The organism is Exiguobacterium sp. SL-9, assembly GCF_004336985.1.
Taxonomy (GTDB): Bacteria; Bacillota; Bacilli; order Exiguobacteriales; family Exiguobacteriaceae; genus Exiguobacterium.
Genome location: NZ_SJUO01000005.1, coordinates 37,452 through 60,593, shown reverse-complemented (window position 1 = coordinate 60,593; position 23,142 = coordinate 37,452). Strand labels below are relative to the sequence as shown.

Sequence of the window (23,142 nt, the reverse complement as noted above, 5' to 3'; positions counted from 1 at the left end):
TTTTCACAGGCTGATCGTTGCTGTCCATAGTCCGTAGACACCGTACGTGGCTGCCAATAGGATGACGAGCGCGATCATATATTGCAGGCGGCTGAGGAACGGCCGTCCCTGTTCGCGTTCGGCTAGCATGAAGACGAACACGCCTGGCGCGTAAAGAATCATCGCGATGAGCATATATTCGACACCTGACGCATAGAGGAGCCAGGCCGCATAGATGGTCGCGATTCCCGACATGACGAGCATCGAGCGTGCCCCAGTGCGTCGCGCCTCTTTCCAGCCGAACAAGGCGGAAAACAAGTACGGGACGAGTGCTGCAATCCCGGCGATGCTCGAGAGCACCAAATAGGTCTGTTCGGAGAACAAGGCGATCATGGTGACGAGTTGTGTGAAGACTTGCGTGATGAACAGCGCACTCACCGGTGTCTCGTTTCGGTTGATTCGGTTGAACAGTTTCGGGAACACCCCATCGCGACTTGCCAAATAAGAAATCTCGGTCGCAAGAATCGTCCACCCAAGCAACGCACCGGAGAGTGAGACGAGGAGTCCGATGTTAATGATGGTCGCACCGACAGGACCGACGACTGCCTCGAGTACGTACGCCATCGACGGTTCTGCGAGCGACGCGAGTTGCTCTTGTGTCATCACCCCGAACGAGAGGATTGAAATCATCATGTAAATGACGAGCGTCCCGATAAGACCGATCACCGTCGCCCGTCCGACGTCCCGTTTATGGCGGGCGCGTGATGACAAGACGACCGCTCCTTCGATGCCGACGAAGGCCCAAAGTGTCACGAGCATTGTCGACTTCACTTGTGGGAACACTTGTGACCAGCTAAATCCGGATTGCCCCCAAAAATCAATTTGAAACGTGTCGATCCGGAAGGCGAACAAGATCAGGACGATAAATAAGAAAATCGGGACGAGCTTTGCGATCGTCGTGACGATATTGAGGAGTGCCGCCTCTCTCATCCCGCGTGAGATAATCCAAAACAATCCCCAAATGACGACTGCGCTCATGATTAAACGAAACGTTCGATGCTCTGACGAAAAAATCGGAAAGAAGTAGCTGAGCGTGCTAAAAATCAATGTGATGTTTGCCACCGTCCCGATCCATGCGGACATCCAATAGCCCCATCCGCTATTGAATCCGACAAACTTGCCGAACCCTTCCTTCGCATAGGCGTAAATCCCACCTTCAAGTTCAGGTCTCGTATTCGCTAAAAATTGAAACACGAACGCGAGCATGACCATGCCGATACCCGTGATCGTCCAACCGATCAAGACCGAACCGACCCCGGCACCTTGCGCCATCGCGCCAGGCAAGTTAAATGCGCCTCCGCCAATCATCGTTCCGACGACCATCGCAGCAAGCCCGAAAAAGCCGATTCCGGCTGATTGTCCTTTCATTCCAAACCCTCCAAAAACAGTTGACGTCTGACGAATAACTATACATCAATAATGTATATTCATTCGGCGATTTCCTTATTCTACTGAATACAATGACGTTTAGATAGGTATTTTACTAATGTTTATATTTTCGAATAATTAAAAAAATTAATTGCTTATTCATTCTGTTTATAGTTTAATGACAATATATTCGAAACAATCAGAATTTTCGGGAGGTATGACAATGCGTAATAAGAAATGGTTAGCTTTATCGGGTGTTGCCTTGCTTGCGACAGCAGCATGTGGCGGCGGAGAAGAATCATCGTCTAACACATCAGAAGGATCATCATCGGGTGATGCGAAGAAGGAAATCACGCTCGTTTCGGCGACAGATTTACCACAGCTCGATCCAACGCTCACTACGGACTCAACATCAATCATCGTGACGAACAACGTCTTCGAGGGACTGTATCGTCTTGATGAGAACAACCAGCCGGTACCGGGAATTGCTGAAGACGTTGAAATTTCAGAAGACGGACTTACATACACGTTCAAATTGCGTGATGCGAACTGGTCAGACGGATCACCAGTCACAGCTGAAGATTTCGTCTACTCTTGGAAACGCGCCCTCAACCCTGAGACAGGCGCCGAGTACGCATACATCCTTCAGGACTTGAAAAACGCCAACAAGATTCTTGCAGGCGAAGAAGAACTCGATGCACTCGGTGCGAAAGCACTCGATGAAAAGACACTCGAAGTTCAATTGGAGGCACCTGCCCCTTACTTCCTCGGGTTGACAGGATTCCCGACGTACATGCCACAAAAGCAAGAATTCGTCGAAGAGCAAGGCGAGTCGTTCGCGACAGCGGTCGATAAGACGCTCTATAACGGCCCTTACGTCTTAGACAGCTGGCAAGACAATGAAGGTTGGGTGTACAAAAAGAATCCGGACTACTGGGATGCTGACAACGTCAAGATGGAGACAATCAACGTTAAAGTCGTCAAAGAAGTCGCGACAGGCGTCAACTTGTTCGAATCGGGCGAAGTCGACTACACACTCTTGTCGTCTGAATTCGTGCCACAATTCCAAGACAGTGAAGAGTTCAAGACTCGTGCTGACGCACGCATCAACTTCCTTCGCTTCAACCAAAAGAACGAAGCGCTCCAAAACGTCAACATTCGTGAGGCGCTCGCGAAAGGCTTCGATAAGCAAGGTGTCACAGACGTCATCTTGACAGACGGTTCACAGCCGGCTAACTTTATCGTCGCGAAAGACTTCACGTTCACAGAGGACGGAGCCGACTTCCGCGAGAAATATCCGGACCTTCAAAACTATAACGTCGACGAGGCGAAAGCCGCATGGGAGAAAGGTCTCGCCGAACTTGGTGTCGAGACGGTCGAACTTGAGTTCCTCTCACGTGATGAAGAAGCGTTCAAAAAAGTTAACGAGTATATCAAAGGTGAGCTCGAGAAGAACCTTCCTGGCCTCACACTTAACATCAAGCAACAACCGTTCAAAAACTTCCTTGAACTCGAAGGAGAAGGCGACTATGACGTCTCTGCTGCTGGCTGGGGCCCTGATTACCAGGATCCAATGACGTACCTCGACATGTGGGTAACGGACGGTCCGTTCAACCGGATGGCCTACTCGAACGACGAGTATGACAAATTGATCCAAAGTGCGAAACAAGAAGCCGATCAAATGAAACGTTGGGAAACGATGCAAGAAGCAGAACGCATCTTGCTCGAAGATGACTTTGCGATTGCACCGATCTACCAAAAAGGTGAGGCGTACCTCGAACGCTCAAACATTAAAAACATGCACCGCCATCCGTTCGGAGCTGACGCTAGCTTCAAGTGGTTGGACGTCAACTAATTAACAAACCCTGTCACTCATGTGACAGGGTTTGTTTGTGTATCGTCACTTAGGACAAGCCAAGAGGCGTACCACGAGTTGTGGCACGCCTCTCATTTAAGTGATCAAGCTTCACGTTCAGCGCGAATTTCGGCTGGAACACGTCCGCGTTTAGAAATGATTTGAGCGATGACAAGTAATACGACGAATGTCGCGAATGCTGTAAAGAATCCGATCCACATCGAGCCTGTGATGCCGAGGACCAAATATCCGACCGCTGACACACCAGCCGCAATCAAAGCGTATGGAAGTTGTGTCAACACGTGGTCGATATGGTGCGATCCGGCACCCGTCGAACTGAGGATGGTCGTATCCGAAATTGGTGAACAGTGGTCACCGAATACCGCACCAGCGAGTACCGCCGCGAGTGTCGGAAGCAACAGCTCCGGATCGACCGCCATAATCAAGTCAGCCCCGATTGGAAGCATCAAACCGAATGTCCCCCAACTTGTCCCTGTCGAGAACGCCATCAGACCGGCGATTGCGAACAAGATCAGTGGCAAGTAAGATGCTGCAATCGAGTCCGTGACGAAGCTTGCCAAGTAATCACCGGTTTTCATATCCCCGATGACGGCAATGATCGTCCAGGCAAAGAGCAAGATGAGCACGGCTGGCCACATGGCACGGATACCAGCCCATGTCGCATGACCGTAGTCCTTGGCTGGAATGTTGCGACCAATCAAGAGCAAGAGAGCAACGAGCAAGCTGATCACGGCACCAGTCACGAGTGACCGCGTCACGTCTGTTGACTCGAACGCACCGAGAAGCGAGAAACTTTGACCATCAGCAGCGAGCGCTTGACCGCCTGTGTATAACATGGCTGAGACGGTGGCAATAATCAAGACGATGATCGGGACGATCAAGTCGCGGACTTTCCCGCCATCGTGTTCTTTAATATCTTCACTCATCCCCATCGGTGCGCCTTTCGATGAATCGTAGAGCTCACCTTGAAGGGCACGTAGCTCATGCGTCCGCATCGGTCCGATCGCAAGTCCGGTGTAGGCAACGTAAGCCGTCAACATAAGGGCGAAGATGGCGTAGAAGTTCATCGGAATGATTTGGATGAATGCTGAGAATGACGAGTAGCTATCAATCGAGTACTTCGCAAGAATTCCGGCGATGATGGCGATGATGTACGCTCCCCAACTCGAGAGCGGACTAATGACACAGACCGGTGCGGCCGTCGAGTCAATCGTATAAGCGAGTTTCGCGCGCGATACTTTTTTCCGGTCCGTGAGCGGTCGGCTAATATTCCCGACGGCAAGACTGTTGAAATAGTCATCGATGAAAATCAAGATTCCAAGGCCGAACGAGACGAGGCGGGCGCCACGAGCCGTTTTGACGTTAGAAGCTGCCCATTCACCAAACGCACGGGCACCGCCTGATGTTTGAATGATGGATGACAAGATGCCGAGCAAGAGCAAGAACGCGATCAACAGCACGTTCCATTCATTGATGGCCCCATCCGCCCAGAATAGTGCGATGATGTTTGACCATAAATACTGAATCGATTCGAGCGGGTTGAAATTGTGAAGCAATAAGACCCCTGCGACAATCCCGACACCGAGTGACGGAATGACTTTCCGTGTTGTGATGGCCATAATAATGGCGAGTAAAGCCGGTACGAGTGAGAGTACCGAAGTTGAATAATCTACCATGCTGATTTCCTCCTCTTCTATTTGAGATGAGGCCCCCCTATGCTTAAAAAAACGCAAAGCGAGGGCATCGGCAACAAAGCCGACACCCTCGCTGGATGTTCCGTCTTTCTTAGCCGACTTGGAGCGCTCCATACGTAAATATGTATGGCAGTCTGACGGGTATTTCCCGTCAGCCCAGCACAAAGTCAGAGACATGACTTTACACTTCGGCGATCTTGCCTTTCTGTAGTCTTCACCGTTGTCATCCTCGGACTACTTACTCATCAGCATCGCACCTCTACCTCATCGATAGCACGAATATTCATTTAAAGTTACGTCTAAATTATCATAGGTCATAGTGACTAATCAATAGTTTTTTTCATCTCGGATGATTTGTTTTAATACAGCGAGTGCGGCTTGATCGTCAGACTCGACCGCTTTAAAGAAATCACTAAAGAAATGATACAAGACGAATCGTTCGGCGTGTGACGTCGTTTGTTCTTTGATCGTTAAGAAAATCAGGTGACGCAACCGTCGTTTCGTCCGCGTCTCGTCAGGCAATTCTTGACATCGGTCTTGGAAGGCACGATATACAGAATTGATCAAATCCCCATGTTCATCATACGACCGGTTGTATGCAACTTGTTCCATCTGTGATATCCCCCCTTTCATTTGTACCGATGAAACTTGTCGTAACTATACCAACTTAAACAAAAGCGTTCAATCGTTTCGGGTCGTTCTTAACAAAAATCATACGTTAGACGGACTCACGACTCGATAAATGAGAACGTCGTGACGTCGAATAGTCCCATATCGGTCAACTTCAAATCCGGGATGACCGGGAGGGCTAGGAACGACATCGTCAAATAGGGGTTGAAGTGACGATGTGCCCCGACGACGTCGAGTGCGTCGTTCAACTGTTCGAGCACGTCCGCCACTTCTCCGTACGGACGTCTTGTCATGAGTCCCCCGATTTCGAGCGGCAAGACGGCTAACACTTTGCCATCCGCGACCGCGACGACACCACCGCCTACTTTCTCGAGCGTCTCGGCTGCGAGCAACATGTCGTCCGGGCTCACCCCGGCGATGACGAGGTTATGACTGTCATGCGCGACCGTCGCCGCGAGTGCCCCTCGCTTCAAACCGAAACCTGTCACCGGGGCAAGGGCCATGTGCCCCGTCCCATGATGACGTTCGATGACAGCGAGCGTGGCAATGTCTTGGGCGAGGTCCGCTCCGGACGCATCAGGTGTGAAGACAAGACGCTCCCGCTTCGTCAAGAGACTGTTCGGTAACACTTGAATCACATCGACTGCTTCTTCCTTCACTGCTAAGCGGAACGATTCTGCTGTCAAGTCCGGCAGTTTGAGTTCCCCTTTCATCGGTTTCGGCACTTCAATCCCGTCAGCCTCGAACGTCGCCTTGCCTTCTTTGGCGACGACCTCCCCGTTCACGTAGACAGTTTCGATTTTCACCGATTGGACGTCTGACAAGATGACGAAGTTCGCTCGTTTACCCGGGGCGATGGCACCGACGTCTTTCAAACCGTATGCCTCGGCCGCGTGAAGACTGGCAACGGCATAGGCCGTCTCTGGCTTGACGCCTTGTTTGATGGCCATGCGAATGTTGTAGTCGATACCGCCCTCGGCGACAAGATCGTCCAAATGCTTATCGTCCGTACAGAACAAGAACCGGTGGGCGTTGCTCTCGGTGATGGCACGGCTGACTTTCTCGACGTTTCGAGCGACCGACCCTTCCCGAATTTGAACGTAAAAGCCGCGACGCACGCGTTCAAGTGCTTCTTCCGCCGTCGTACACTCGTGGTCGGTCATGATACCCGCTGTACGGTACACGTTCAACTGATCAGGTCCAAGGCCTGAGGCATGACCGTCGACGACTTTCCCAGCGCGTTCTGTCTGGGCGATCTTTTGAAGCATGTCCTCGCTCCCGGACTCGACGGACGGATAGTCCATCACTTCACCGAGACCGTGTACGCCCGGGTCCCCTAAAAATGGTGCCAAATCCTCGGCGTATAGCTTCGCCCCTGCGTGCTCGAACGGCGTCGCCGGAACGCAACTTGGTAGCATCATTCGGACATCGAGCGGCAACCCCTTGGCATCGGCGAGCATATATTCGATGCCGAGCGCCCCGTTCACGTTCGCGATCTCGTGCGGGTCGGCGATGACCGTCGTCACCCCGAGCGGAAGCACGGCTTTGGCAAACTCATGAGGGGGGACCATCGATGACTCGATATGGACATGTGCGTCGATGAACGACGGCGCGAGTGTCCATGACGGGTCATGGTATTCGGTCTCCCCTTCGTAACCGTCCCCGATGGCCACGATATAGCCGGCGTCGATCGCGACATCGGTGCGAATCGTCTCACGGCTGTAGACATCGATGACCGCCACATCCTTAAAGACGACCGCTGCTTTCTTTTTTTTCGCCGCGATGTCGATCAAATGTTGTTTCTCCATCTGTGTGTCTCCTTTTTTCTACGTATTTTTACTATCTTAACAAGAATAATCTTTCCGGTGCAATTTCTTTTTCAACTTATGCGACAATGAAAGCATATCCATTTGAAAGGGGTTACACATATGCAATATAAATTAGGCGAACTGATTCCACACGTCGATGAGACAGTCTTCATCGCACCAGGAGCCCACGTCATCGGTGACGTTACCATCGGCGCCCATTCCGGCGTCTGGTTCAATACGGTCATTCGAGGAGATGAGGGACCGATTCAAATTGGTTCTTACGTGAATATTCAAGACGGATCGATGGTCCACCAATATGAAGGGTCCCCGACCATCATCCATGACCGGGTGTCGATCGGTCATATGGCGATGATTCACGGTTGCGAAATCGAAGAAGGCTGTCTCATCGGCATGCATGCGACCGTCCTCGACGGGGCTAAGATCGGCAAAGGTTCATTCATCGCGGCCGGTGCACTCGTCACACCAAATATGCAAATCCCAGAAGGCGTCATGGTCATGGGCGTGCCCGCCAAAGTCGTCCGTCCGCTCAATGACGAGGATCGCTTCATCATGGAACGGACCGTCAACAAATACGCCAAACGGGCTGAGCAGTACTTGACGACATGCGAGCCACTCACATCGACCCAAAGATTGTGAAAGCGTTTACAAGATTCATAAATTGTTAACGATTATCCCGATTTTTCTTCATGTTTCCTTTGTATACTGAGGATGTAGTCAAGCCGACGTGTCGAAAGGGGCCAATTGTAATGTATCCAAACCATGCCGAACTCATGTTAGACTTGTACGCCTCGTCCGTAAACCCAAGCTATTGCCTGCATATCGAGGATTCGTTCGACGATACGCTACAAGGCACACATCGAGAGGTTTGGGAACGGTTGCAATCGGATAATACTAAAGAGGAAGAAACTAAAATTAAGGGAACGTGAACAAAATGATTCCAACGAATGTCATTCAAGATTGGCTCGCAAACAAGCTAAAAAAATAAACTGAGCGCCCAAAAGAACGTCTCAGTCTATCCATTCATACATCTTCGCCCGGTCGTAGTCTACTCACGACCGGGCTTTTCGTTCATTCAAAGATTGTCAAACTGGCATCGATGGACTCACGCTGTTTCATCGGTGGCACATCCTCATATCGTCCGAGCTGAAGCAATCCGACGAACGTCTCCCCCTCGGCCCCGATCAGCTCTTGGAGACGGGCGTCTTCGAAAATGCCACCCGTCCGCCAGACGAGGCCGATCTGTTGCTCACTACATAATAAATGAAAGTTTTGAATCATCGTCGCCGTGGCGAGCAGCGCATCTTTCTTCCCTTTGTCCGTCTCGAACTGTTTCGTCGTCACATATATACAGGCGGCCGCATTTCGAATTCGTCCCGCAATTTTCTCGCGCTTCGCTTCGGGACCGTCGTCAAACGCCGGTTCGAGCGCATGAAGCAAGACGTCTTTTCCGTCCCCGTTGAACAAATAGAGATTCCACGGCTCGACTTTATTATGAAACGGTGCTTGATGCGCCGATGCCAGCAACTCATAGAGTACTTTCGTCGCAATCGGTTCTTCCGTGAACATCCGAATCGTCCGTCGCGATTCAATCAACTGCTGTCCTACTGTCTTTTCCATTCCCATCACTTCCCCCTCTATTCTCTCTACCATCATAATTGAAAACAGTTCTCATTTGAAGAGGAATGACTTCGAAAAAAGAACGCATCCCTGATTCAGGAATGCGTTCATCGTATCATGTCGACTGTCCAACAATCTCACAGGCGACCAAATCTTCGAGCGTCTGTCTGCGGACGACGAGACGGTGTGTCCCGTCCTTCACGAAGACGACGGCCGGGCGGAGCATCTGGTTATAGTTGCTCGCCATCGAGAAGTTATACGCCCCCGTCGCTTTGACGAGGAGGAGATCGCCCGCTTCGACCGGTGGGATGAGTGAACGGTTCGAGATGATGTCTCCCGACTCACAGCACGCCCCGACAATCTTCGCTTCGAGTGTCTTCGGCTCATCCATCCGCGTCGCCGCAATCACATCATATTCGGCGTCATAAAGGGCCGGACGAATATTATCCGTCATCCCCCCGTCGACCGAGACGTACGTGCGGACACCGCTCACTTCTTTCACCGTCCCAACTTCATAGAGCGTCGCACCGGCGTTAGCAACGAGCCAACGACCCGGTTCGATCCCAATTTTCGGGAGCGGTAGACCGAAGCGGTTTACTTCTGCGACGAGCGTGTCCATCACTTGCGTCATCGTATCGGCGAAGTCGAGCGGATCGTCCGACTCGAGATAGGCGACACCGAAGCCGCCACCGATGTTCAAGACGTCGGCTGTATAGCCCGTCTGTTGACGAATCGTCTCGATGAAGTTGACCATCGTCTTGACCGTATTGATGAACAGCGTCGGTTCTTGAATCTGCGAGCCGACGTGACAATGAATTCCCTGTAACTGCAGACGTTCCGCCTGCAGCGTCGCCTTGATCGCTTCGAGATACGCATCGTCATGAGTCGGGAAACCGAACTTCGTATCGACCCCACCCGTCTGAATCGCCTCGTGAGCGCCTCCGACGACCTGTGGGACGATGCGGAGTAACACATCGACGTCTACCCCTTGTTCAACGGCGAGACCCGACAACAGTCCAATCTCGCGCATGTTGTCAATCGTAAAGTGGGTGATGCCGTTCTCGAGTGCGAACGTGATGTCCTGTACCGTCTTGTTCGACCCATGGACGTGAATCCGGTCAGCTGGAACACCTGCGTGGAGCGCGACGAACATCTCACCGCGTGAGACGACGTCGATGCTCAAGCCCGCCGCAATCACTTTCTCATACACGGCCGCGATCGACATCGCTTTTGAGGCGTAAAGTGCGTACGTGTTCGGATACTTGTCGAGGAATGCGCTCCGGACAAGGCCAAGACGACGTTCGAGCTCCGGTTCACTCATGATATAGAGTGGCGTCCCGTACGTCGCTTGAAGTTCACGGACGGACACGCCTTCGATCATACAAACTGATTGGTTGGTGGTGTACATACATTGCCTCCTTCAAAGCGGTGCGGGACACGCCATGAGCGTGCGCATAATTGTTCTGAGTTATTGGCGTGCCCGGTGCGGGTCACGTCATCGATTTTCGTGAGATAGCCGTATAGTTCGACACGGTCTCCGACTTGAACGGTGTCATCGACACGCAAGAAACTATGGCTCATGAAGATGTTGCTAATGAACGGATAAGCGCGGCCTTCGATATGGGCCGGCAAGAAGCGCCGGGCGCGCATGAGTCCATCGCCATAGCCGACGGAGAGCACGGCGATGCGTTCATTCGTCTCCGCCGTGTAGCCCGTACCGTAACCGACATGGGCACCGGCCTCGATGTCATGCACGGCGACGACTTCCGTCTCCCAGCGAAACGCTGGGACGAGCCACTCGACCGGTTCGACCGAGGAATAGCCATAAAGGAAGATGCCGACACGAACGTGCGTGCAATGTCCGAGACGCGGGTCCGCTTGAAGCGTCGCGGCGCTGTTGGCCGCGTGCACGATTTCAAACGAATGGCGTTCGATGAGACGATTCGACCAGTCGGCGAACCGTTCGACGTGGACGCTATGTTCGATTTCAGCATTGTCCGCGTCAGCGAGTGGAAAGTGTGTACATAACCCGACAAGGTCGAGCCCTTCATCTTGGCAGAAGGCGACGATGGCCAACGCTTCCTTGAACGTCTTGGCACCGAAGCGGTTCATCCCGACGTCAAGCTTCAAGTGAAGCCGGACGCCATTCAACTGATCCCGTTGCGAGACGAGCCAGTCGTAGGAACTGATGGCGACGTCAAGTCCGTCGCGATGGACGTTCGTCCACTCGTATACCGGGTTCATGACGAGGACGCGCGCTTCTGGCGCTGATGTCCGCACCTCGCGCGCCTCGTCAAGCGTCGTCACCATGAAATGACGCACCCCTTCTTCGTACAGTGTCGTCACAACTGGCTCCATCCCTAAGTTATAGGCGTTGTTTTTCACGACGGCAAACACTGGTCGGCCAAGTGCTTCAATCCGACGTTTGTTTTCGCGAATCGCGTTTAAGTCAATTGTGACTCCCATACAAAAACTCCTTTATTCTATGACTCCTGCTTTGACGAATGTGACCCAATCGCGGTGGCTTGCGATTTGTCCTGTTACAGCCTCACGGTAACGCGCGAGCATATTCGTCGCGACTGTCTGGACGCCGCCACCGATCGAAATGTTGTCGATTTCGATGACGCTCGTCACTTCAGCCGCTGTTCCCGTCAAGAAAATCTCATCTGCGACATATAGTTCGTCACGTCCGATGTGGCGTTCGATGACCTCGAACCCTTCCTCACGGGCAAGTTCGATCACCGTTTGACGCGTGATGCCGTCGAGCACCGAACAGTCGAGTGACGGTGTGAAAATTTTGTTTCCTTTGACGAGGAAGATGTTGGCGACGCTCGCCTCGCTGACGTTTCCGTTCATGTCGAGGGCGATCGCTTCGTCATACCCGTCGCGGACCGCTTCTCCTTTAAGGAGTTGCGAGTTCATATAGTTCGCTGCCGCTTTCGCTTGCATCGGCATCATCGTCGAAGAGACGCGACGGTACGATGCGACTTTCGCGCGGATCCCGACCGTCTTGCTGAAGTATTCGCCGAGCGGCCAGCACGAAATCGCGACGTGTACTTTCGTTTCCTGCGTCGGCATGAGTGCCTGCCAAGGTGTGCCGAGGAAAACGAATGGACGGATGTAACACGCTTCAAAGCCGTTGCGTTCGATCAATTCAATCGTCGCCTGTTCGAGCTCATCGACCGTGTACGGGAGTTCGACGTGATAGTAAGCACACGACCGAACGAGTCGCTCCAAGTGTTCACGGAGTCGGAAGATGGCTGGGCCTTCCTCGGTATGATACGCCCGAATTCCTTCGAAGAACCCGCTACCGTAGTGAATCGCGTGTGTCATAATGCTCGTATTCGCGTCACTCGGTTCAATCCAAGCCCCGTCTTTCCACATCCATTGTCCATACTGTTCCATAGTTCAACTCTCCCATTCATTGTTTATATTTTCTGTCTATTATACGTTACAGGGAGCGTAAGTCATCAACAAGTTGTGTTTTTTCTGCTGTTTTTTCATCCTTCTGCTTGATGACGCGGGCTGGCGTACCGGCGACGACGACGCCGGCCGGTACGTCTTGTGTGACGACACTGCCTGCTGCGACGACGGCATTTTCACCGATGCGGACACCTTCCAAGATGACGGCGTTCGCACCGACCATGACACCGTCTTCAATGATGACCGGGTCTTTTGAAGGTGGCTCAAGGACACCCGCCACGACGGCGCCGGCGCCAAGGTGGACGTTTTTGCCGAGCGTTCCGCGGGCACCAATGACCGCGTTCATGTCGACCATCGACCCGTCGCCGATGACGGCACCGATATTGATGACGGCCCCCATCATGACGACAACGTTGTTGCCGATTTGAACGTGGTCACGGATGAACGAACCTGGTTCGATGCGGGCGTTCAACTGTGTCGTGTCGAGCATCGGTACGGCACTGTTCCGGCGATCGTACTCGAGATGTGTGTCCGTGATGACGGCTGCGTTCGCTTCAACGAAAGCGGCCGCACGTTCTGCTGTCGTCAAAAACAGCTTCGACTCGTCCGTTCCGAAAGCTTTGGCATCTTCGATCGTGAGACCGGCCAATTGACCGTTGACGTATAGTTTGACAGGCGTTTCTTTCTTGGCATCTTTAATGTATTGCGCGATTTCATAAGCGTTTGTGAGTAACATGAGTGGCCTCCTCGTATAGGTTCGTTAAATTGTATAATCCGGCTGGGCGGTCAAGAATCGTTGCCGCCGCAGCGAGTGCCCCGTTCGCGAAGACACGTTTGGACAGGGCCGTATGTTTCAATTCGAGCATTTCATCGTCTCCGGCAAACAGGACGGTATGTTCACCGAAAATCGTCCCTCCACGTACCGAGTGCATGCCGAGTTCATCAGCCGCACGCGCTTCCCGCCGCGGTGTCCGGTCATATACCGGTGTCACGTCTCGTTTCGCCTCGATGGCACGAGCGAGCAGTTCCGCTGTCCCGCTCGGTGCGTCGACTTTCTTACGGTGGTGCGCCTCAATCACTTCGATGTCATACCCAAGCGTGAGCGGGACGAGTTGGTCGAGCAACTGTTTCAGGAGAGCGATCCCATAAGACGTATTGTACGACTGAAAAATCGGGATTTCCTGAGACGCCGCCTCAATTTTAGCGAGCTCTGCCTCGGAGAACCCCGTCGTCGCGATGACGAGCGGGATGTGCTTGGCTTTTCCGAACGCGAGCACGTCATCCAACAGTGCCGGGTTCGAGAAGTCGATGACGACGTCGACATCGGCGGTGACGTCTTGCAGCGAGGCAGGATGTTCCCCTCCAGCCGGCGAGACAATCGCCGCGACGTTCACGTTTTGTGTCCGGGCGACTTCTTCGACGATTTGTCCCATCGCTCCGTATCCATGAATGAGTAAATTCACTGTCTCACCTCATTAAACTGCTCCATCGCCGACAAGAGGCGTGCTTCGGCCGTCGCGCTCATCGGGACGAGCGGGAGGCGTGGTGCGCCAAACTCGAAGCCGCGCGCATTTAGTGCCGCTTTGACCGGAATCGGGTTCACTTCAGCGAACAATTCGTCGATGACCGGGAGCAGTCGGAGCTGCCATGTGCGCGCCGTCTCCAAGTCTCCCGCGAGGAGCGCCTCGGCGAGCGCAACCGTCGCACCCGGATAGACGTTCGAGAGGACCGAGACGACACCTTGCGCCCCCCAAGCCATATAAGGAAGAATTTGATCATCGTTCCCGCAATAGACCGGGAACCCTTCCGGTACATGAGCCATCATTTGAGCCATGACCGAGATATCGCCGCTCGCTTCCTTAAGCGCAGCGATGCGTGGATGATCGGCGAGTTCTCCGACCGTTGCCGGATCAAGCGCGACGCCCGTCCGTGAAGGTACGTTGTAGAGCATGAGCGGAATCGGTGACGCGTCGGCGATCGCTGTGAAGTGGGCGATCAGACCCGCTTGCGTCGATTTATTGTAATAAGGTGTGACGACCATCGCCATCTCGGCTCCAAGTTCGGCGGCTCGTTTCGTCTTTTGAATGCTGAGCGCCGTATTGTTCGACCCGGTTCCGGCGATGATGACGGTGCGGCCGGCAGCGACTTCAATCGCTTTGACGAGAAGCGTCTCGAACTCTTCGTCCGTGATGGTCATGCCTTCACCAGTCGTTCCCCCGATGACGAGGCCGCTGACGCCTTCTTTGATTTGATCTTCAATCAATGCTTCCCACGCTGTGAGATGTAACTGACCGTCTGCTTGGAACGGTGTAGCGAGTGCGGTTGCGACTCCTGTAAACATTTGATTTCCCCCTTATTTCGTAGCGGTCTGCCCGATCATGCACTGGGCGATTTGAACGGCGTTCGCCGCCGCACCTTTTCGAACGTTATCAGCGACGCACCAGAGATGGAACGTGTTCGGTTGCGACTCGTCGACACGGATACGGCCGACGTACACGTCGTCTGTCCCGTTCGCATCGAGCGGTGTCGGATAGACGAGTTCCCCTGGGTTATCCATCAAGACGACACCCGGCGCGTCCGCGAGCACAGCTTTCACTTCGGCGAGCGTCGCGTCGCGGTCGAGCGTGACCGTGATGGAGACGGCGTGGCTGTTGCGGACCGGGACACGAACACACGTCGCTGTGACACCGAGGTTCGGCGCATTTAAAATCTTGCGTGTCTCCTCGATCATCTTCTGCTCTTCTTTCGTATAACCGTTCTCTAAGAACACATCAATATGTGGCAAGACGTTATCATAAATCGGATACGGATAGTTCTTCGGCTCTTCCCCACGTGCGCCACGCTCCAAGTCTTCAATCCCTTTTTGTCCTGATCCGGAGACGGCTTGATACGACGTATAGGCGACGCGAGTCAACCCGTATACTTCGGCGAGCGGCGCGAGCGCGACGACCGATTGGATCGTCGAGCAGTTCGGGTTGGCGATGAGCGTCTTGTCCGGGCTCAGTTCGACCCGGTTCACTTCCGGGACGATGAGCGGGATGTCCGCTTGCATCCGGAATGCACTCGAGTTGTCGATGACGATGACCCCTTGTTTACTCAAGCGAGGCGCATATTGTTCGCTGATGCTCCCACCGGCCGAGAAGAGGGCGATATCAATCGGATCTGCGTAAATCGCGTCCGATAATTCTCGGATGACGACGTCCGTACCGTTCACGTTCACGGTCTTCCCAGCTGAACGGGACGATGCGTACAGCATCAATTCGTTGATCGGAAATTCATACTCAGTCAATACGTCAATCATTTTTTGGCCGACGGCACCGGTCGCACCGACGACGGCTACGTTATACATGTGGCGTCCTCCTTATAACTTGAAGCGGGTCGCGATGGCCGCGACGGCTGCTTCGACGTCTTGTTCGTTAATCGTGTACGAGATGCTGATCTCGGATGTCGTGACTTGATAGAATGGAATCCCGCTCTCGCGGAACGTGGCGAACAGTTCGGCGGCGACCCCGGTCGCGTCACGCATGCCGATGCCGACGACAGAGATTTTGGCATGCTCGGTATGACGGTCGATTTTGATTTGTGGGAACGTCTCGGTCAATTCCGCGAGCGCCTCTTCGAGAAACGCCTCTTCATCGAGCGGACACGTGAACGATAAGAACACTTCCCCGTCGAACGCCGTCTGACTGATCATATCGATATTGACATGACGCTGTGACAACTTCTCGAAAATGTCGGCGACTCCTGCCACCGAATGTGGAATATGTTTAATCGATACGCTGAGCACGTTCTTCACGACGCTCACGCTCGTCACCGCTTTTTGTTCCATCGCCTGTGTCATATCCATGATCCATGTTCCTCCTTCGCTCGCAAGCGTCTTTCCTACAAAGATGTTCACATCAAATTTTTTCGCAAGCTCGACGCTACGCATCTCCATCACTTTCGACCCAAGTGCACTCATCTCCATCATCTCGTCGTACGAGACGGTATCTAGCCGGCGTGCTGCTTTATGGATGCGCGGGTCAGCCGTGTAGACGCCGGCGACATCCGTGTAGATTTCACAACGTTTGCTAAGGACAGCGGCCAAGGCGACGGCGGTCGTATCCGATCCACCTCGTCCGAGCGTCGTCACATCACCGAACTCATTGACGCCTTGGAAGCCGGCGACGATGACGACGTCATATGTCCGCAACTTCTCTTCGAGCACTTCTTTGCGAATCGCCTTGATTTTACTTTTCGTGTGAATCCCCATCGTGTCGATTCCGGCTTGTTGGCCGGTGAGCGAGATGGCGGCGACGCCTCGTGAGTTCAAGGCGATGCTGAGCAGACTGATCGTCTGTTCCTCACCGACCGCGAGCAAGCGGTCCAGTTCGCGAATCATCGGGCGTTCCGTGATTTGTTTGGCGAGTGACAAGAGCGAGTCGGTTGTCTTCCCCATCGCGGAAACGACGACGACAAGCTTTTCTCCGGCCGCGACCCGAGTCTGTAAATATTCGGAAATGGCCTGGAGTTGTTCAATTGTGGCAACGGAGCTACCTCCGAATTTCAATACGGTTGTCATCAGGTTCCCCACTTTCATGATGTCCACCAACAGAAAAAGCGGCAGACCGGTAGGAAGCACTCTCCCTACGGTCTGCCGCTTGTACGCGCAGTTGAAAAACGATTAAAGAATCGTTCCGTAGATAGCGCTCCATGGCATTTCATCCATGGCAGTGTAGGCGTTGTTCACGACTACCCCAGCCTTCGTTCGTACGCATGCGAACGTCGACTTCGGCGAATTTCCCCTTTCGGCTCGATCCGGAATGCGTCCGTGTCGATCAAGCGTACTCATGTCATTCGCAACCTCTATCTGTCAGTTGTTAGTTTTAGTTATAACAAATGCTTCACGGCTTGCCAACCTTTTTTTAGAAAAAAGGAAAATTTCAAACAATGGTCACCACGCCTTGTGCATCATCCGGTGCGGGATGTCGGCGTCTAAAAATTCATCGCCGTATGCCTCGTAGCCGATTCGTTCATAGAACGGGAGCGCCGTCAGTTGGGCCCCAAGTTTGAGCTCACGTAACTCGTTCGTCCGGGCGACGGATTCGATGGCGAGCATGATTTCCTTCGCGTATCCGTTACCTCGTGCCGTCGCGATCGTGGCGACCCGTTCCACTTTTCCGATCCCGTCGCCGATTGGACGCAGACGCGCCGTCGTCACCGGCTCGCCCTCCACCGTCCCGACAAAATGGATGCAGTCTGGGTCGAGCTCGTCATACTCAAGTTCAGGGGCGATGCCTTGTTCGTGAATAAATACCGTCGCTCGCACGACCCGTGCCTGTTCAATCAGTTCGGCTTCTGTGCCGTGTTCAATTTTCAACATGATACCATTCCTTCCTGAAGCCGTTTCACGATTTCTGCCGTCGCGTGCTCCAACTCGCTGACCGATTCGAAGCGGGCTTGGGCTTGTTTATGGCTACCGCCGCCACGACCGATGCCGAGGTCGTCGAGCGTCCGTTTCAAAAATTTACCGATGGCGATGTCATGCGTCCCGTCGTGCATGAGCCACAACTTTTGTCCCGAGTGGTTTGCCCCGACGGCAATCCGGCCCGTCGCGGCGATGCGCTCGACGATCGTCGTCGTCAACGTCTCCGCTTCCGTCTTGCCAATGTGGGTGATGACATAATTGTCTTCTTGCAAAAAGGCAGCGACTTTCGCTTTCGCCACCCGTGCCTCGAGCGCTTTCACTTCCTTGTCCCGCTCTAGACGAAGATTACGTTCCTCGATCACGCGGGCAGCGACCGTCTCGTTCGTCGTCGATAACGTTTGATGAATCGTCCGTAATGCGGTTCGCGACGAATGGATGGCGGACAAAGCACGGTGACCGGCGACATAGGTCAGACGGACGTTCCCGCGGACTTTCTTCATCGAGGTCACGTGGACAATCCCGAGTTGACCGGTCGCCTCGACATGTGTCCCGCCGCACGCGTTGTAATCGAGGCCGTCGATGTCGACGATCCGAACCATCCCGGTGCGATCGGTCGGTTTACGTAACCGCGCGACCTCGACCTCTTCAGACACGAGTTCGTATGTGGAGACGGGACGGTTTTCAAAGATGATGCGTTGCACGTCTCGTTCTAACGACTCGATTTGAATCCAGTCGAACGTCTCTGTCCCGATTTCAAGCGACGATTCTTCTTGTCCGATGCCAAAGCTTAACGTCTGAATGCCGTACTCGTCTTCTAACAAGGCCGTCAACACATGTTGAGTCGTATGTTGGATGGAGTGGTCGCGACGGACCGCCTCATCGACGACGCCGGTCACACGCGCTCCACGTTCGAGTTCCTGTTCGACCAAGTGCCAAACGACGTCATCGACCCGTTGCACATCGAGCACGGGCTCGCCGGTGAGTGTACCGGCGTCAGGCGGTTGGCCTCCTCCTTCCGCATAAAATAACGTTGATTCAAGCGCAACCCACGTTCCGCGCGCATCGGTGCGGGTCTCGGTCACCGTCGTTTCAAATTGCCATGGATTCATTGCTGTCGCCGCCTTTTCTGTAGGATATGTTCAGACAACTAGTCTAATTTAGTCTATAATAAGAAACACTTACTTTTGAAGTCAGGAGCGATATGCATGTTACAGATTGATAAACAATCACCGCTACCTATTTATTATCAAATTGAAGCCTATTTAAAGCAACAAATAGATGCCGGCATTCTCCAACCCGGTGAATCGATTCCGTCCGAACGAGAGTTTTCCGAGCGCTATAACGTCAGTCGGATGACGGTCCGTCAAGCGATCACCAACTTGGTCAACGCCGGTTATTTGAGCCGGCAAAAAGGCCGGGGAACGTTTGTCGCCAATAAGAAAATCACGATGGCCTTATCCGGATTGACGAGTTTCTCCGAAGAAATCAAACATCGGGGCATGCGTCCGTTCAGTCGCCTATTATCGTTCCAGACCATCCCGGCCCCGGCAAAAATCGCTCAAAAGTTGAGCGTGTCCCTCGATACCCCCGTCTATGAGATGCGCCGCTTGCGGCTCGCCGATGAACAAGTTCTCGCCCTCGAGACGGCGTACATCCCGGTCGCCTTATTGCCGGACTTGACCGAGACGGATGCCATCGGCTCGATTTACGAGTTTGCCGAGCAGTCCGGCCTTCGGCTGAAAAACGCGACCCAAACGCTCGAAGCACGGAGTGCGGGACTTGAGGACGCAACGTTGTTGACGATTTCTCCAAACGCTCCTGTCCTATTGATTGATCAACGAACGTATCTCGAAAATGGGGACATGTTCGAATATAGCCGCTCCTTGTTCCGTGGTGACGCCTACTCGTTCACCGTGGCCATGGACCGGACGTAAAAAATGGTTTGCCGCGGACGGCAAACCATTTTTTATTGTGCTTCGTATGTGATTCCAGCTGGGTCGTACATATACGTTTCGAGCTCTGTATCGGTCATCGGTTCCACTTCATTGCCCGCATCGGCCTGTTGGACGCGATAACGGACTTCTTCGAGCAACGGCTCGTTCAAGAAGTAATAGAAATGACCGTCATTGCCGCGGGCCCCTTCACCGGTCAACTGATATTGGACCGTGTTGTTGAGGGCACCGATGTCTTCAATCAAACGCATATAATCGTTCGGACCGAGCGTCGTCTGCATGTTGTCACCGACCGCTTTCAACACTTTGTCGTAGTTGTTGATGAGCGATGTGCCGAGCGCTTGGTCAAGGACCGCATTGATCACTTCCATCTGGCGCTGTCCGCGTCCGATATCCCCACGCGGGTCATCATAGCGGTTCCGGACGTAAGCGAGTGCCTCTTCACCTGACAACTGTTGCAGCCCTGCTTCGACTTGAACGACTTCGCGAGAAGCGTCATAACTGTTTTGTTCAGACGAGAACGGGACATCGATTTCGACGCCGCCGACGGCATCGATAAAGTCGACGAACCCTTGGAAGTTGAGCGAGACGACGTGATCGATGTCGATACCGACTAGATCCTCAATCGTATTCGTCGCCATCCGCATCCCGTTGTTCGGATTCGATTCGTCCATCGATCCGAAGTAATACGCATGCGTAATCTTATCTTGATCGAGACCGGTCTTGCCGTATGGGATGTTAAAGCCCGTGTAGTCAATATTGACGTACGAGTCGCGCGGGATGCTTAGCATCGTCGTCTGTTTGTTCTTCTTATTCAAGATGACGACGATCATGACATCTGAACGACCATACTCACCGCGCGCTTTCTTTTGCGGCGACAAGTCAGTTCCGAGCACGAGGAAGCTCTCGGTATCCTCTTTATCGAATCGGGTCGGTTCGAGGGTCGGATCATCCTCAAGTGTCACTTGCGTACCGGACAACATGTTATGTGCTTGATAAAACGCTGTCCCATACATGCTCGAGCCAACGATGACGGCGATCAATACGAGGGCGCTGAACAGCTTATAAAACGCAGACGGGCCTTTGCGACGTCTACGAGCCTGGGTTCTTGAATTCATGATTTTCTCCTTCACGGTCGATTGATATGAGCTTCACCTATTATAGAGGAATCCTCGACTTTTGTCGAAAACGTTTTGATTACAAAACCATTTCCATACAATTTCCCACAGTTGACGATAAAAAAACCTGGAGACGTTTGTCCCCAGGTCGTTAAGCACGGATTGAAAAGAATCGGTCGCCCGCTTCGCTGCCGCGTGCTTGTAACACGTCACTACATCCGGACGCCGCCTCGGCGTCGAGCACGATCGTGACGCTCGGATGCGCCTGTAAGATGGAGGCCGGCCACTCGATTGTCGGTACGCTCTCAATCATATGGTGAACCGCTTCCGCTTTTCGAGTACCTGTCGCCACGAGAACAATTTCGCGTGCGTTCATGATCGTATCGAGCCCCATCGTGATAGCATGCGTCGGTACTTCCTCAATCGTATCAAAGAAACGACGGTTCGCTTCCCGCGTCGATTCGGTCAGCTCGGTCACGTGCGTCTTCGCATCGAGCGCCGTCCCCGGCTCATTGAAGGCGATATGTCCGTTTTCCCCGATACCGAGCAATTGAAGATCGACCCCGATTGATCGAACGAGTTGTTCGTAGCGGGCTGCTTCCGCTTCTGGATCGGCTGCGTCACCACGAGGCACATGGCTCTCTTTGAACGGGACGTCATTGAACAGCTTCTCTTCCATGAAATGATGATAACTTTGCGGATGGCTCGGTGCGAGTCCAATGTATTCATCTAAATTGACGCTCGTCACATGACTGCAGTCGAGCGCGTCACGTTTGAACATCTCATACATGCCGACCGGCGTGCTGCCGGTCGCAAGTCCGAGCACGAACTCCCGTTTCCCGGCCAATCGTTCAGTGATGAGCGTATACGCGATGGTTTCTGCATCTGTCGGCGTTTTCGCGACTAATATGTTCATGTCATATCCTCCTTCGAATAAGCGACGCGTCCTTGATGAATCGTCGTCGTGACCGACAGCGTATCGTCCCAAATGACGAGGTCCGCATCAAATCCGGCCGCAATCGACCCTTTTTTCGTCAATCCGAATTCACGCGCTTGGTTTGTTGACGTCATCTTCACAGCCTCCGGTAACGTACACCCTGTGAACGTCACCACATTTCGAAATGCCGCGTCCATCGTCAAGACGCTACCTGCCAAGTTTCCAGCTTCAAGGCGAGCTGCCCCGTCCGCAACGATGACCGGTTGGCCTCCTAGTTCATAGCGACCGTCCGGAAGCCCTTTGGCGCGCATCGCGTCCGTGATGACGACGAGACCGTCCGCCCCTTTCATGCGATAGGCGAAGTCGACCATCTCGTGACGGCTGTGAATCCCGTCTGGAATGATTTCGACCATGACGTCACGCTCCAATAAACAATAGCCGACCGTCCCCGGTTCCCGATGGTGAAGTCCGCGCATCTGATTGTATAAGTGCGTCGCGTGTTTGACGTTCGCTTCCTTGTTCTCGGCGAACGTGGCGTTCGTGTGCCCGGTCGACCCGATCGCCCCGGTCTCACGCATCACTCGTTCGAGTTCACGTGCCCCAGGACGTTCAGGGGCATATGTGACGAGACGAATGTGTCCGCCTGCCTCCTGTTGCCACGTCCGGAACTGTTCTGCGTCGGGATCGATAATATATTCTGCCGGCTGTGCGCCAGCGTTATCGACGTTGACGAACGGTCCCTCTAGATGGATGCCGACGAGTGACGTGTCTCCCGCCTCGATGACGGTCCGGGCTGATTGCAACGCCTTCGTGATGGCAGCAGGTGACTGCGTAATCGTCGTCGCAAAATAAGACGTCACGCCTTCTGCGAACATCGAATGGCTGAGGTGACGGAGTCGGTCCACATCCGCATCCATCGTATCGACGTCGTAACCGCCGTGGATGTGGACGTCAATCATTCCTGGCGTCACGAGCGCCCCGCGCACGTCGAGCTCTGAATCTGTTCCTGCCTGATAGTCCTCCATCGCACCGACGCTCACAATCGTCGTGCCATCGAACCGGATATAGCCTCGTTCCCACGTGTTGTCCCCCGAAACGATATGTGCATTGATGATCACCATAATCGGTCATCCACCTTTCTTCAAGTAGCTTCATCGTTATCATATCAAAAATCAGTATAGTTGTATAGACCAATTTAATTAACAGTTAAACGCCATTTCCCCCATCCTTTGCCCGTCCTGTTTCTCCCTCA

The 23,142-nt window shown here is 53.4% G+C and carries 22 protein-coding genes and 2 riboswitches; of the genes, 4 read left to right on the top strand and 18 right to left on the bottom strand.

Features of this window, described 5'->3' with window-relative positions:
• Positions 1-3 precede the first annotated feature (3 nt).
• On the bottom strand, positions 4-1,407 hold the full coding sequence (locus EVJ34_RS12705; RefSeq protein WP_131485850.1) for a basic amino acid/polyamine antiporter: 1,404 nt from the start codon (positions 1,405-1,407) through the stop codon (positions 4-6).
• Positions 1,408-1,630: 223 nt separating this feature from the next.
• On the opposite strand from EVJ34_RS12705, the gene EVJ34_RS12700 reads away from it, so the two are divergent.
• Positions 1,631-3,262: a peptide ABC transporter substrate-binding protein gene (locus EVJ34_RS12700; protein ID WP_131437251.1), complete on the top strand. Its 1,632-nt coding sequence runs from the start codon at positions 1,631-1,633 to the stop codon at positions 3,260-3,262.
• 104 nt (positions 3,263-3,366) lie between these two features.
• Here EVJ34_RS12700 and EVJ34_RS12695 read toward each other — a convergent pair whose 3' ends face one another.
• The 3 genes from EVJ34_RS12695 to ade all read right to left on the bottom strand — a co-directional run bounded on the left by EVJ34_RS12695 (position 3,367) and on the right by ade (position 7,415).
• The gene (locus tag EVJ34_RS12695; protein WP_131437253.1) at positions 3,367-4,959 is read right to left on the bottom strand and encodes a Na+/H+ antiporter NhaC family protein; all 1,593 of its coding nucleotides are present in this window, start codon (positions 4,957-4,959) and stop codon (positions 3,367-3,369) included.
• A gap of 113 nt (positions 4,960-5,072) precedes the next feature.
• Positions 5,073-5,247: riboswitch (Lysine riboswitch) on the bottom strand.
• Positions 5,248-5,304: 57 nt separating this feature from the next.
• Positions 5,305-5,589, bottom strand: a complete 285-nt coding sequence (locus tag EVJ34_RS12690; protein ID WP_131437255.1) for a hypothetical protein — start codon at positions 5,587-5,589, stop codon at positions 5,305-5,307.
• Positions 5,590-5,705: 116 nt separating this feature from the next.
• Entirely contained in the window at positions 5,706-7,415 is a 1,710-nt protein-coding gene (ade, locus tag EVJ34_RS12685) for an adenine deaminase (RefSeq protein ID WP_131485849.1), read from the bottom strand.
• A gap of 120 nt (positions 7,416-7,535) precedes the next feature.
• Between ade and EVJ34_RS12680 the strand changes: the two genes are divergently transcribed.
• Positions 7,536-8,072, top strand: coding sequence for a gamma carbonic anhydrase family protein (locus tag EVJ34_RS12680; protein ID WP_131437259.1), 537 nt, complete (start codon positions 7,536-7,538; stop codon positions 8,070-8,072).
• A 110-nt stretch (positions 8,073-8,182) separates the two neighbouring features.
• On the top strand, positions 8,183-8,362 hold the full coding sequence (locus EVJ34_RS12675) for a hypothetical protein (protein WP_114167301.1): 180 nt from the start codon (positions 8,183-8,185) through the stop codon (positions 8,360-8,362).
• A 142-nt stretch (positions 8,363-8,504) separates the two neighbouring features.
• Here EVJ34_RS12675 and EVJ34_RS12670 read toward each other — a convergent pair whose 3' ends face one another.
• The 11 genes from EVJ34_RS12670 to EVJ34_RS12620 all read right to left on the bottom strand — a co-directional run bounded on the left by EVJ34_RS12670 (position 8,505) and on the right by EVJ34_RS12620 (position 18,992).
• Complete coding sequence (locus EVJ34_RS12670; protein ID WP_131485848.1) at positions 8,505-9,053, bottom strand: nitroreductase family protein; 549 nt, start codon at positions 9,051-9,053, stop codon at positions 8,505-8,507.
• A 115-nt stretch (positions 9,054-9,168) separates the two neighbouring features.
• The gene (lysA, locus tag EVJ34_RS12665) at positions 9,169-10,461 is read right to left on the bottom strand and encodes a diaminopimelate decarboxylase (RefSeq protein ID WP_236636709.1); all 1,293 of its coding nucleotides are present in this window, start codon (positions 10,459-10,461) and stop codon (positions 9,169-9,171) included.
• Positions 10,431-11,519, bottom strand: coding sequence for an alanine racemase (gene alr / locus EVJ34_RS12660; RefSeq protein WP_131485847.1), 1,089 nt, complete (start codon positions 11,517-11,519; stop codon positions 10,431-10,433). Before alr ends, lysA begins: the two co-directional genes overlap by 31 nt.
• Before the next feature lie 12 nt (positions 11,520-11,531).
• The gene (locus EVJ34_RS12655) at positions 11,532-12,458 is read right to left on the bottom strand and encodes a branched-chain amino acid transaminase (RefSeq protein WP_131437265.1); all 927 of its coding nucleotides are present in this window, start codon (positions 12,456-12,458) and stop codon (positions 11,532-11,534) included.
• A 46-nt stretch (positions 12,459-12,504) separates the two neighbouring features.
• Positions 12,505-13,212, bottom strand: a complete 708-nt coding sequence (gene dapD, locus EVJ34_RS12650; protein WP_131437267.1) for a 2,3,4,5-tetrahydropyridine-2,6-dicarboxylate N-acetyltransferase — start codon at positions 13,210-13,212, stop codon at positions 12,505-12,507.
• A complete protein-coding gene (gene dapB, locus EVJ34_RS12645) occupies positions 13,190-13,939 on the bottom strand; it encodes a 4-hydroxy-tetrahydrodipicolinate reductase (RefSeq protein WP_131485846.1) in 750 nt (249 codons plus the stop codon). Before dapB ends, dapD begins: the two co-directional genes overlap by 23 nt.
• The gene (dapA, locus tag EVJ34_RS12640; RefSeq protein ID WP_131437271.1) at positions 13,936-14,817 is read right to left on the bottom strand and encodes a 4-hydroxy-tetrahydrodipicolinate synthase; all 882 of its coding nucleotides are present in this window, start codon (positions 14,815-14,817) and stop codon (positions 13,936-13,938) included. The genes dapB and dapA overlap by 4 nt, the downstream gene beginning before the upstream one ends.
• A gap of 12 nt (positions 14,818-14,829) precedes the next feature.
• Positions 14,830-15,825, bottom strand: coding sequence for an aspartate-semialdehyde dehydrogenase (locus tag EVJ34_RS12635; protein ID WP_131437273.1), 996 nt, complete (start codon positions 15,823-15,825; stop codon positions 14,830-14,832).
• A 12-nt stretch (positions 15,826-15,837) separates the two neighbouring features.
• Complete coding sequence (locus tag EVJ34_RS12630) at positions 15,838-17,037, bottom strand: aspartate kinase (RefSeq protein ID WP_131485845.1); 1,200 nt, start codon at positions 17,035-17,037, stop codon at positions 15,838-15,840.
• Positions 17,038-17,151: 114 nt separating this feature from the next.
• Positions 17,152-17,332, bottom strand: a riboswitch (Lysine riboswitch).
• A 77-nt stretch (positions 17,333-17,409) separates the two neighbouring features.
• On the bottom strand, positions 17,410-17,838 hold the full coding sequence (locus EVJ34_RS12625) for a GNAT family N-acetyltransferase (RefSeq protein ID WP_131485844.1): 429 nt from the start codon (positions 17,836-17,838) through the stop codon (positions 17,410-17,412).
• Positions 17,832-18,992 carry an alanine--tRNA ligase-related protein gene (locus EVJ34_RS12620; protein WP_131485843.1) on the bottom strand — a complete coding sequence of 387 codons (1,161 nt, stop codon included), beginning with the start codon at positions 18,990-18,992 and terminating at the stop codon, positions 17,832-17,834. Before EVJ34_RS12620 ends, EVJ34_RS12625 begins: the two co-directional genes overlap by 7 nt.
• Positions 18,993-19,088: 96 nt before the next feature.
• Here EVJ34_RS12620 and EVJ34_RS12615 point away from each other — a divergent pair, with 96 nt between their 5' ends.
• Positions 19,089-19,817 (top strand): GntR family transcriptional regulator, encoded by a 729-nt coding sequence (locus tag EVJ34_RS12615; protein WP_131437281.1) that lies wholly within the window; start codon positions 19,089-19,091, stop codon positions 19,815-19,817.
• A gap of 32 nt (positions 19,818-19,849) precedes the next feature.
• Here the strand turns inward: EVJ34_RS12615 and EVJ34_RS12610 are convergent, their stop codons facing one another.
• The 3 genes from EVJ34_RS12610 to nagA form a co-directional block, all read right to left on the bottom strand.
• Complete coding sequence (locus EVJ34_RS12610) at positions 19,850-20,953, bottom strand: LCP family protein (protein WP_131437283.1); 1,104 nt, start codon at positions 20,951-20,953, stop codon at positions 19,850-19,852.
• Positions 20,954-21,104: 151 nt separating this feature from the next.
• Positions 21,105-21,869 carry a glucosamine-6-phosphate deaminase gene (gene nagB, locus EVJ34_RS12605; protein ID WP_131485842.1) on the bottom strand — a complete coding sequence of 255 codons (765 nt, stop codon included), beginning with the start codon at positions 21,867-21,869 and terminating at the stop codon, positions 21,105-21,107.
• A complete protein-coding gene (gene nagA, locus EVJ34_RS12600) occupies positions 21,866-23,011 on the bottom strand; it encodes an N-acetylglucosamine-6-phosphate deacetylase (protein ID WP_131437287.1) in 1,146 nt (381 codons plus the stop codon). The genes nagB and nagA overlap by 4 nt, the downstream gene beginning before the upstream one ends.
• Positions 23,012-23,142: the final 131 nt, after the last annotated feature.

Bases quoted from the DNA above. Each gene is read 5' to 3' on its own strand.
- EVJ34_RS12705 (WP_131485850.1), bottom strand. From the start codon at position 1,407: ATGAAAGGACAATCAGCCGGAATCGGCTTTTTCGGGCTTGCTGCGATG.
- EVJ34_RS12700 (WP_131437251.1), top strand. From the start codon at position 1,631: ATGCGTAATAAGAAATGGTTAGCTTTATCGGGTGTTGCCTTGCTTGCG.
- EVJ34_RS12695 (WP_131437253.1), bottom strand. From the start codon at position 4,959: ATGGTAGATTATTCAACTTCGGTACTCTCACTCGTACCGGCTTTACTC.
- EVJ34_RS12690 (WP_131437255.1), bottom strand. From the start codon at position 5,589: ATGGAACAAGTTGCATACAACCGGTCGTATGATGAACATGGGGATTTG.
- ade (WP_131485849.1), bottom strand. From the start codon at position 7,415: ATGGAGAAACAACATTTGATCGACATCGCGGCGAAAAAAAAGAAAGCA.
- EVJ34_RS12680 (WP_131437259.1), top strand. From the start codon at position 7,536: ATGCAATATAAATTAGGCGAACTGATTCCACACGTCGATGAGACAGTC.
- EVJ34_RS12675 (WP_114167301.1), top strand. From the start codon at position 8,183: ATGTATCCAAACCATGCCGAACTCATGTTAGACTTGTACGCCTCGTCC.
- EVJ34_RS12670 (WP_131485848.1), bottom strand. From the start codon at position 9,053: ATGGAAAAGACAGTAGGACAGCAGTTGATTGAATCGCGACGGACGATT.
- lysA (WP_236636709.1), bottom strand. From the start codon at position 10,461: ATGTACACCACCAACCAATCAGTTTGTATGATCGAAGGCGTGTCCGTC.
- alr (WP_131485847.1), bottom strand. From the start codon at position 11,519: ATGGGAGTCACAATTGACTTAAACGCGATTCGCGAAAACAAACGTCGG.
- EVJ34_RS12655 (WP_131437265.1), bottom strand. From the start codon at position 12,458: ATGGAACAGTATGGACAATGGATGTGGAAAGACGGGGCTTGGATTGAA.
- dapD (WP_131437267.1), bottom strand. From the start codon at position 13,212: ATGTTACTCACAAACGCTTATGAAATCGCGCAATACATTAAAGATGCC.
- dapA (WP_131437271.1), bottom strand. From the start codon at position 14,817: ATGTTTACAGGAGTCGCAACCGCACTCGCTACACCGTTCCAAGCAGAC.
- EVJ34_RS12635 (WP_131437273.1), bottom strand. From the start codon at position 15,825: ATGTATAACGTAGCCGTCGTCGGTGCGACCGGTGCCGTCGGCCAAAAA.
- EVJ34_RS12630 (WP_131485845.1), bottom strand. From the start codon at position 17,037: ATGACAACCGTATTGAAATTCGGAGGTAGCTCCGTTGCCACAATTGAA.
- EVJ34_RS12625 (WP_131485844.1), bottom strand. From the start codon at position 17,838: ATGTTGAAAATTGAACACGGCACAGAAGCCGAACTGATTGAACAGGCA.
- EVJ34_RS12620 (WP_131485843.1), bottom strand. From the start codon at position 18,992: ATGAATCCATGGCAATTTGAAACGACGGTGACCGAGACCCGCACCGAT.
- EVJ34_RS12615 (WP_131437281.1), top strand. From the start codon at position 19,089: ATGTTACAGATTGATAAACAATCACCGCTACCTATTTATTATCAAATT.
- EVJ34_RS12610 (WP_131437283.1), bottom strand. From the start codon at position 20,953: ATGAATTCAAGAACCCAGGCTCGTAGACGTCGCAAAGGCCCGTCTGCG.
- nagB (WP_131485842.1), bottom strand. From the start codon at position 21,869: ATGAACATATTAGTCGCGAAAACGCCGACAGATGCAGAAACCATCGCG.
- nagA (WP_131437287.1), bottom strand. From the start codon at position 23,011: ATGGTGATCATCAATGCACATATCGTTTCGGGGGACAACACGTGGGAA.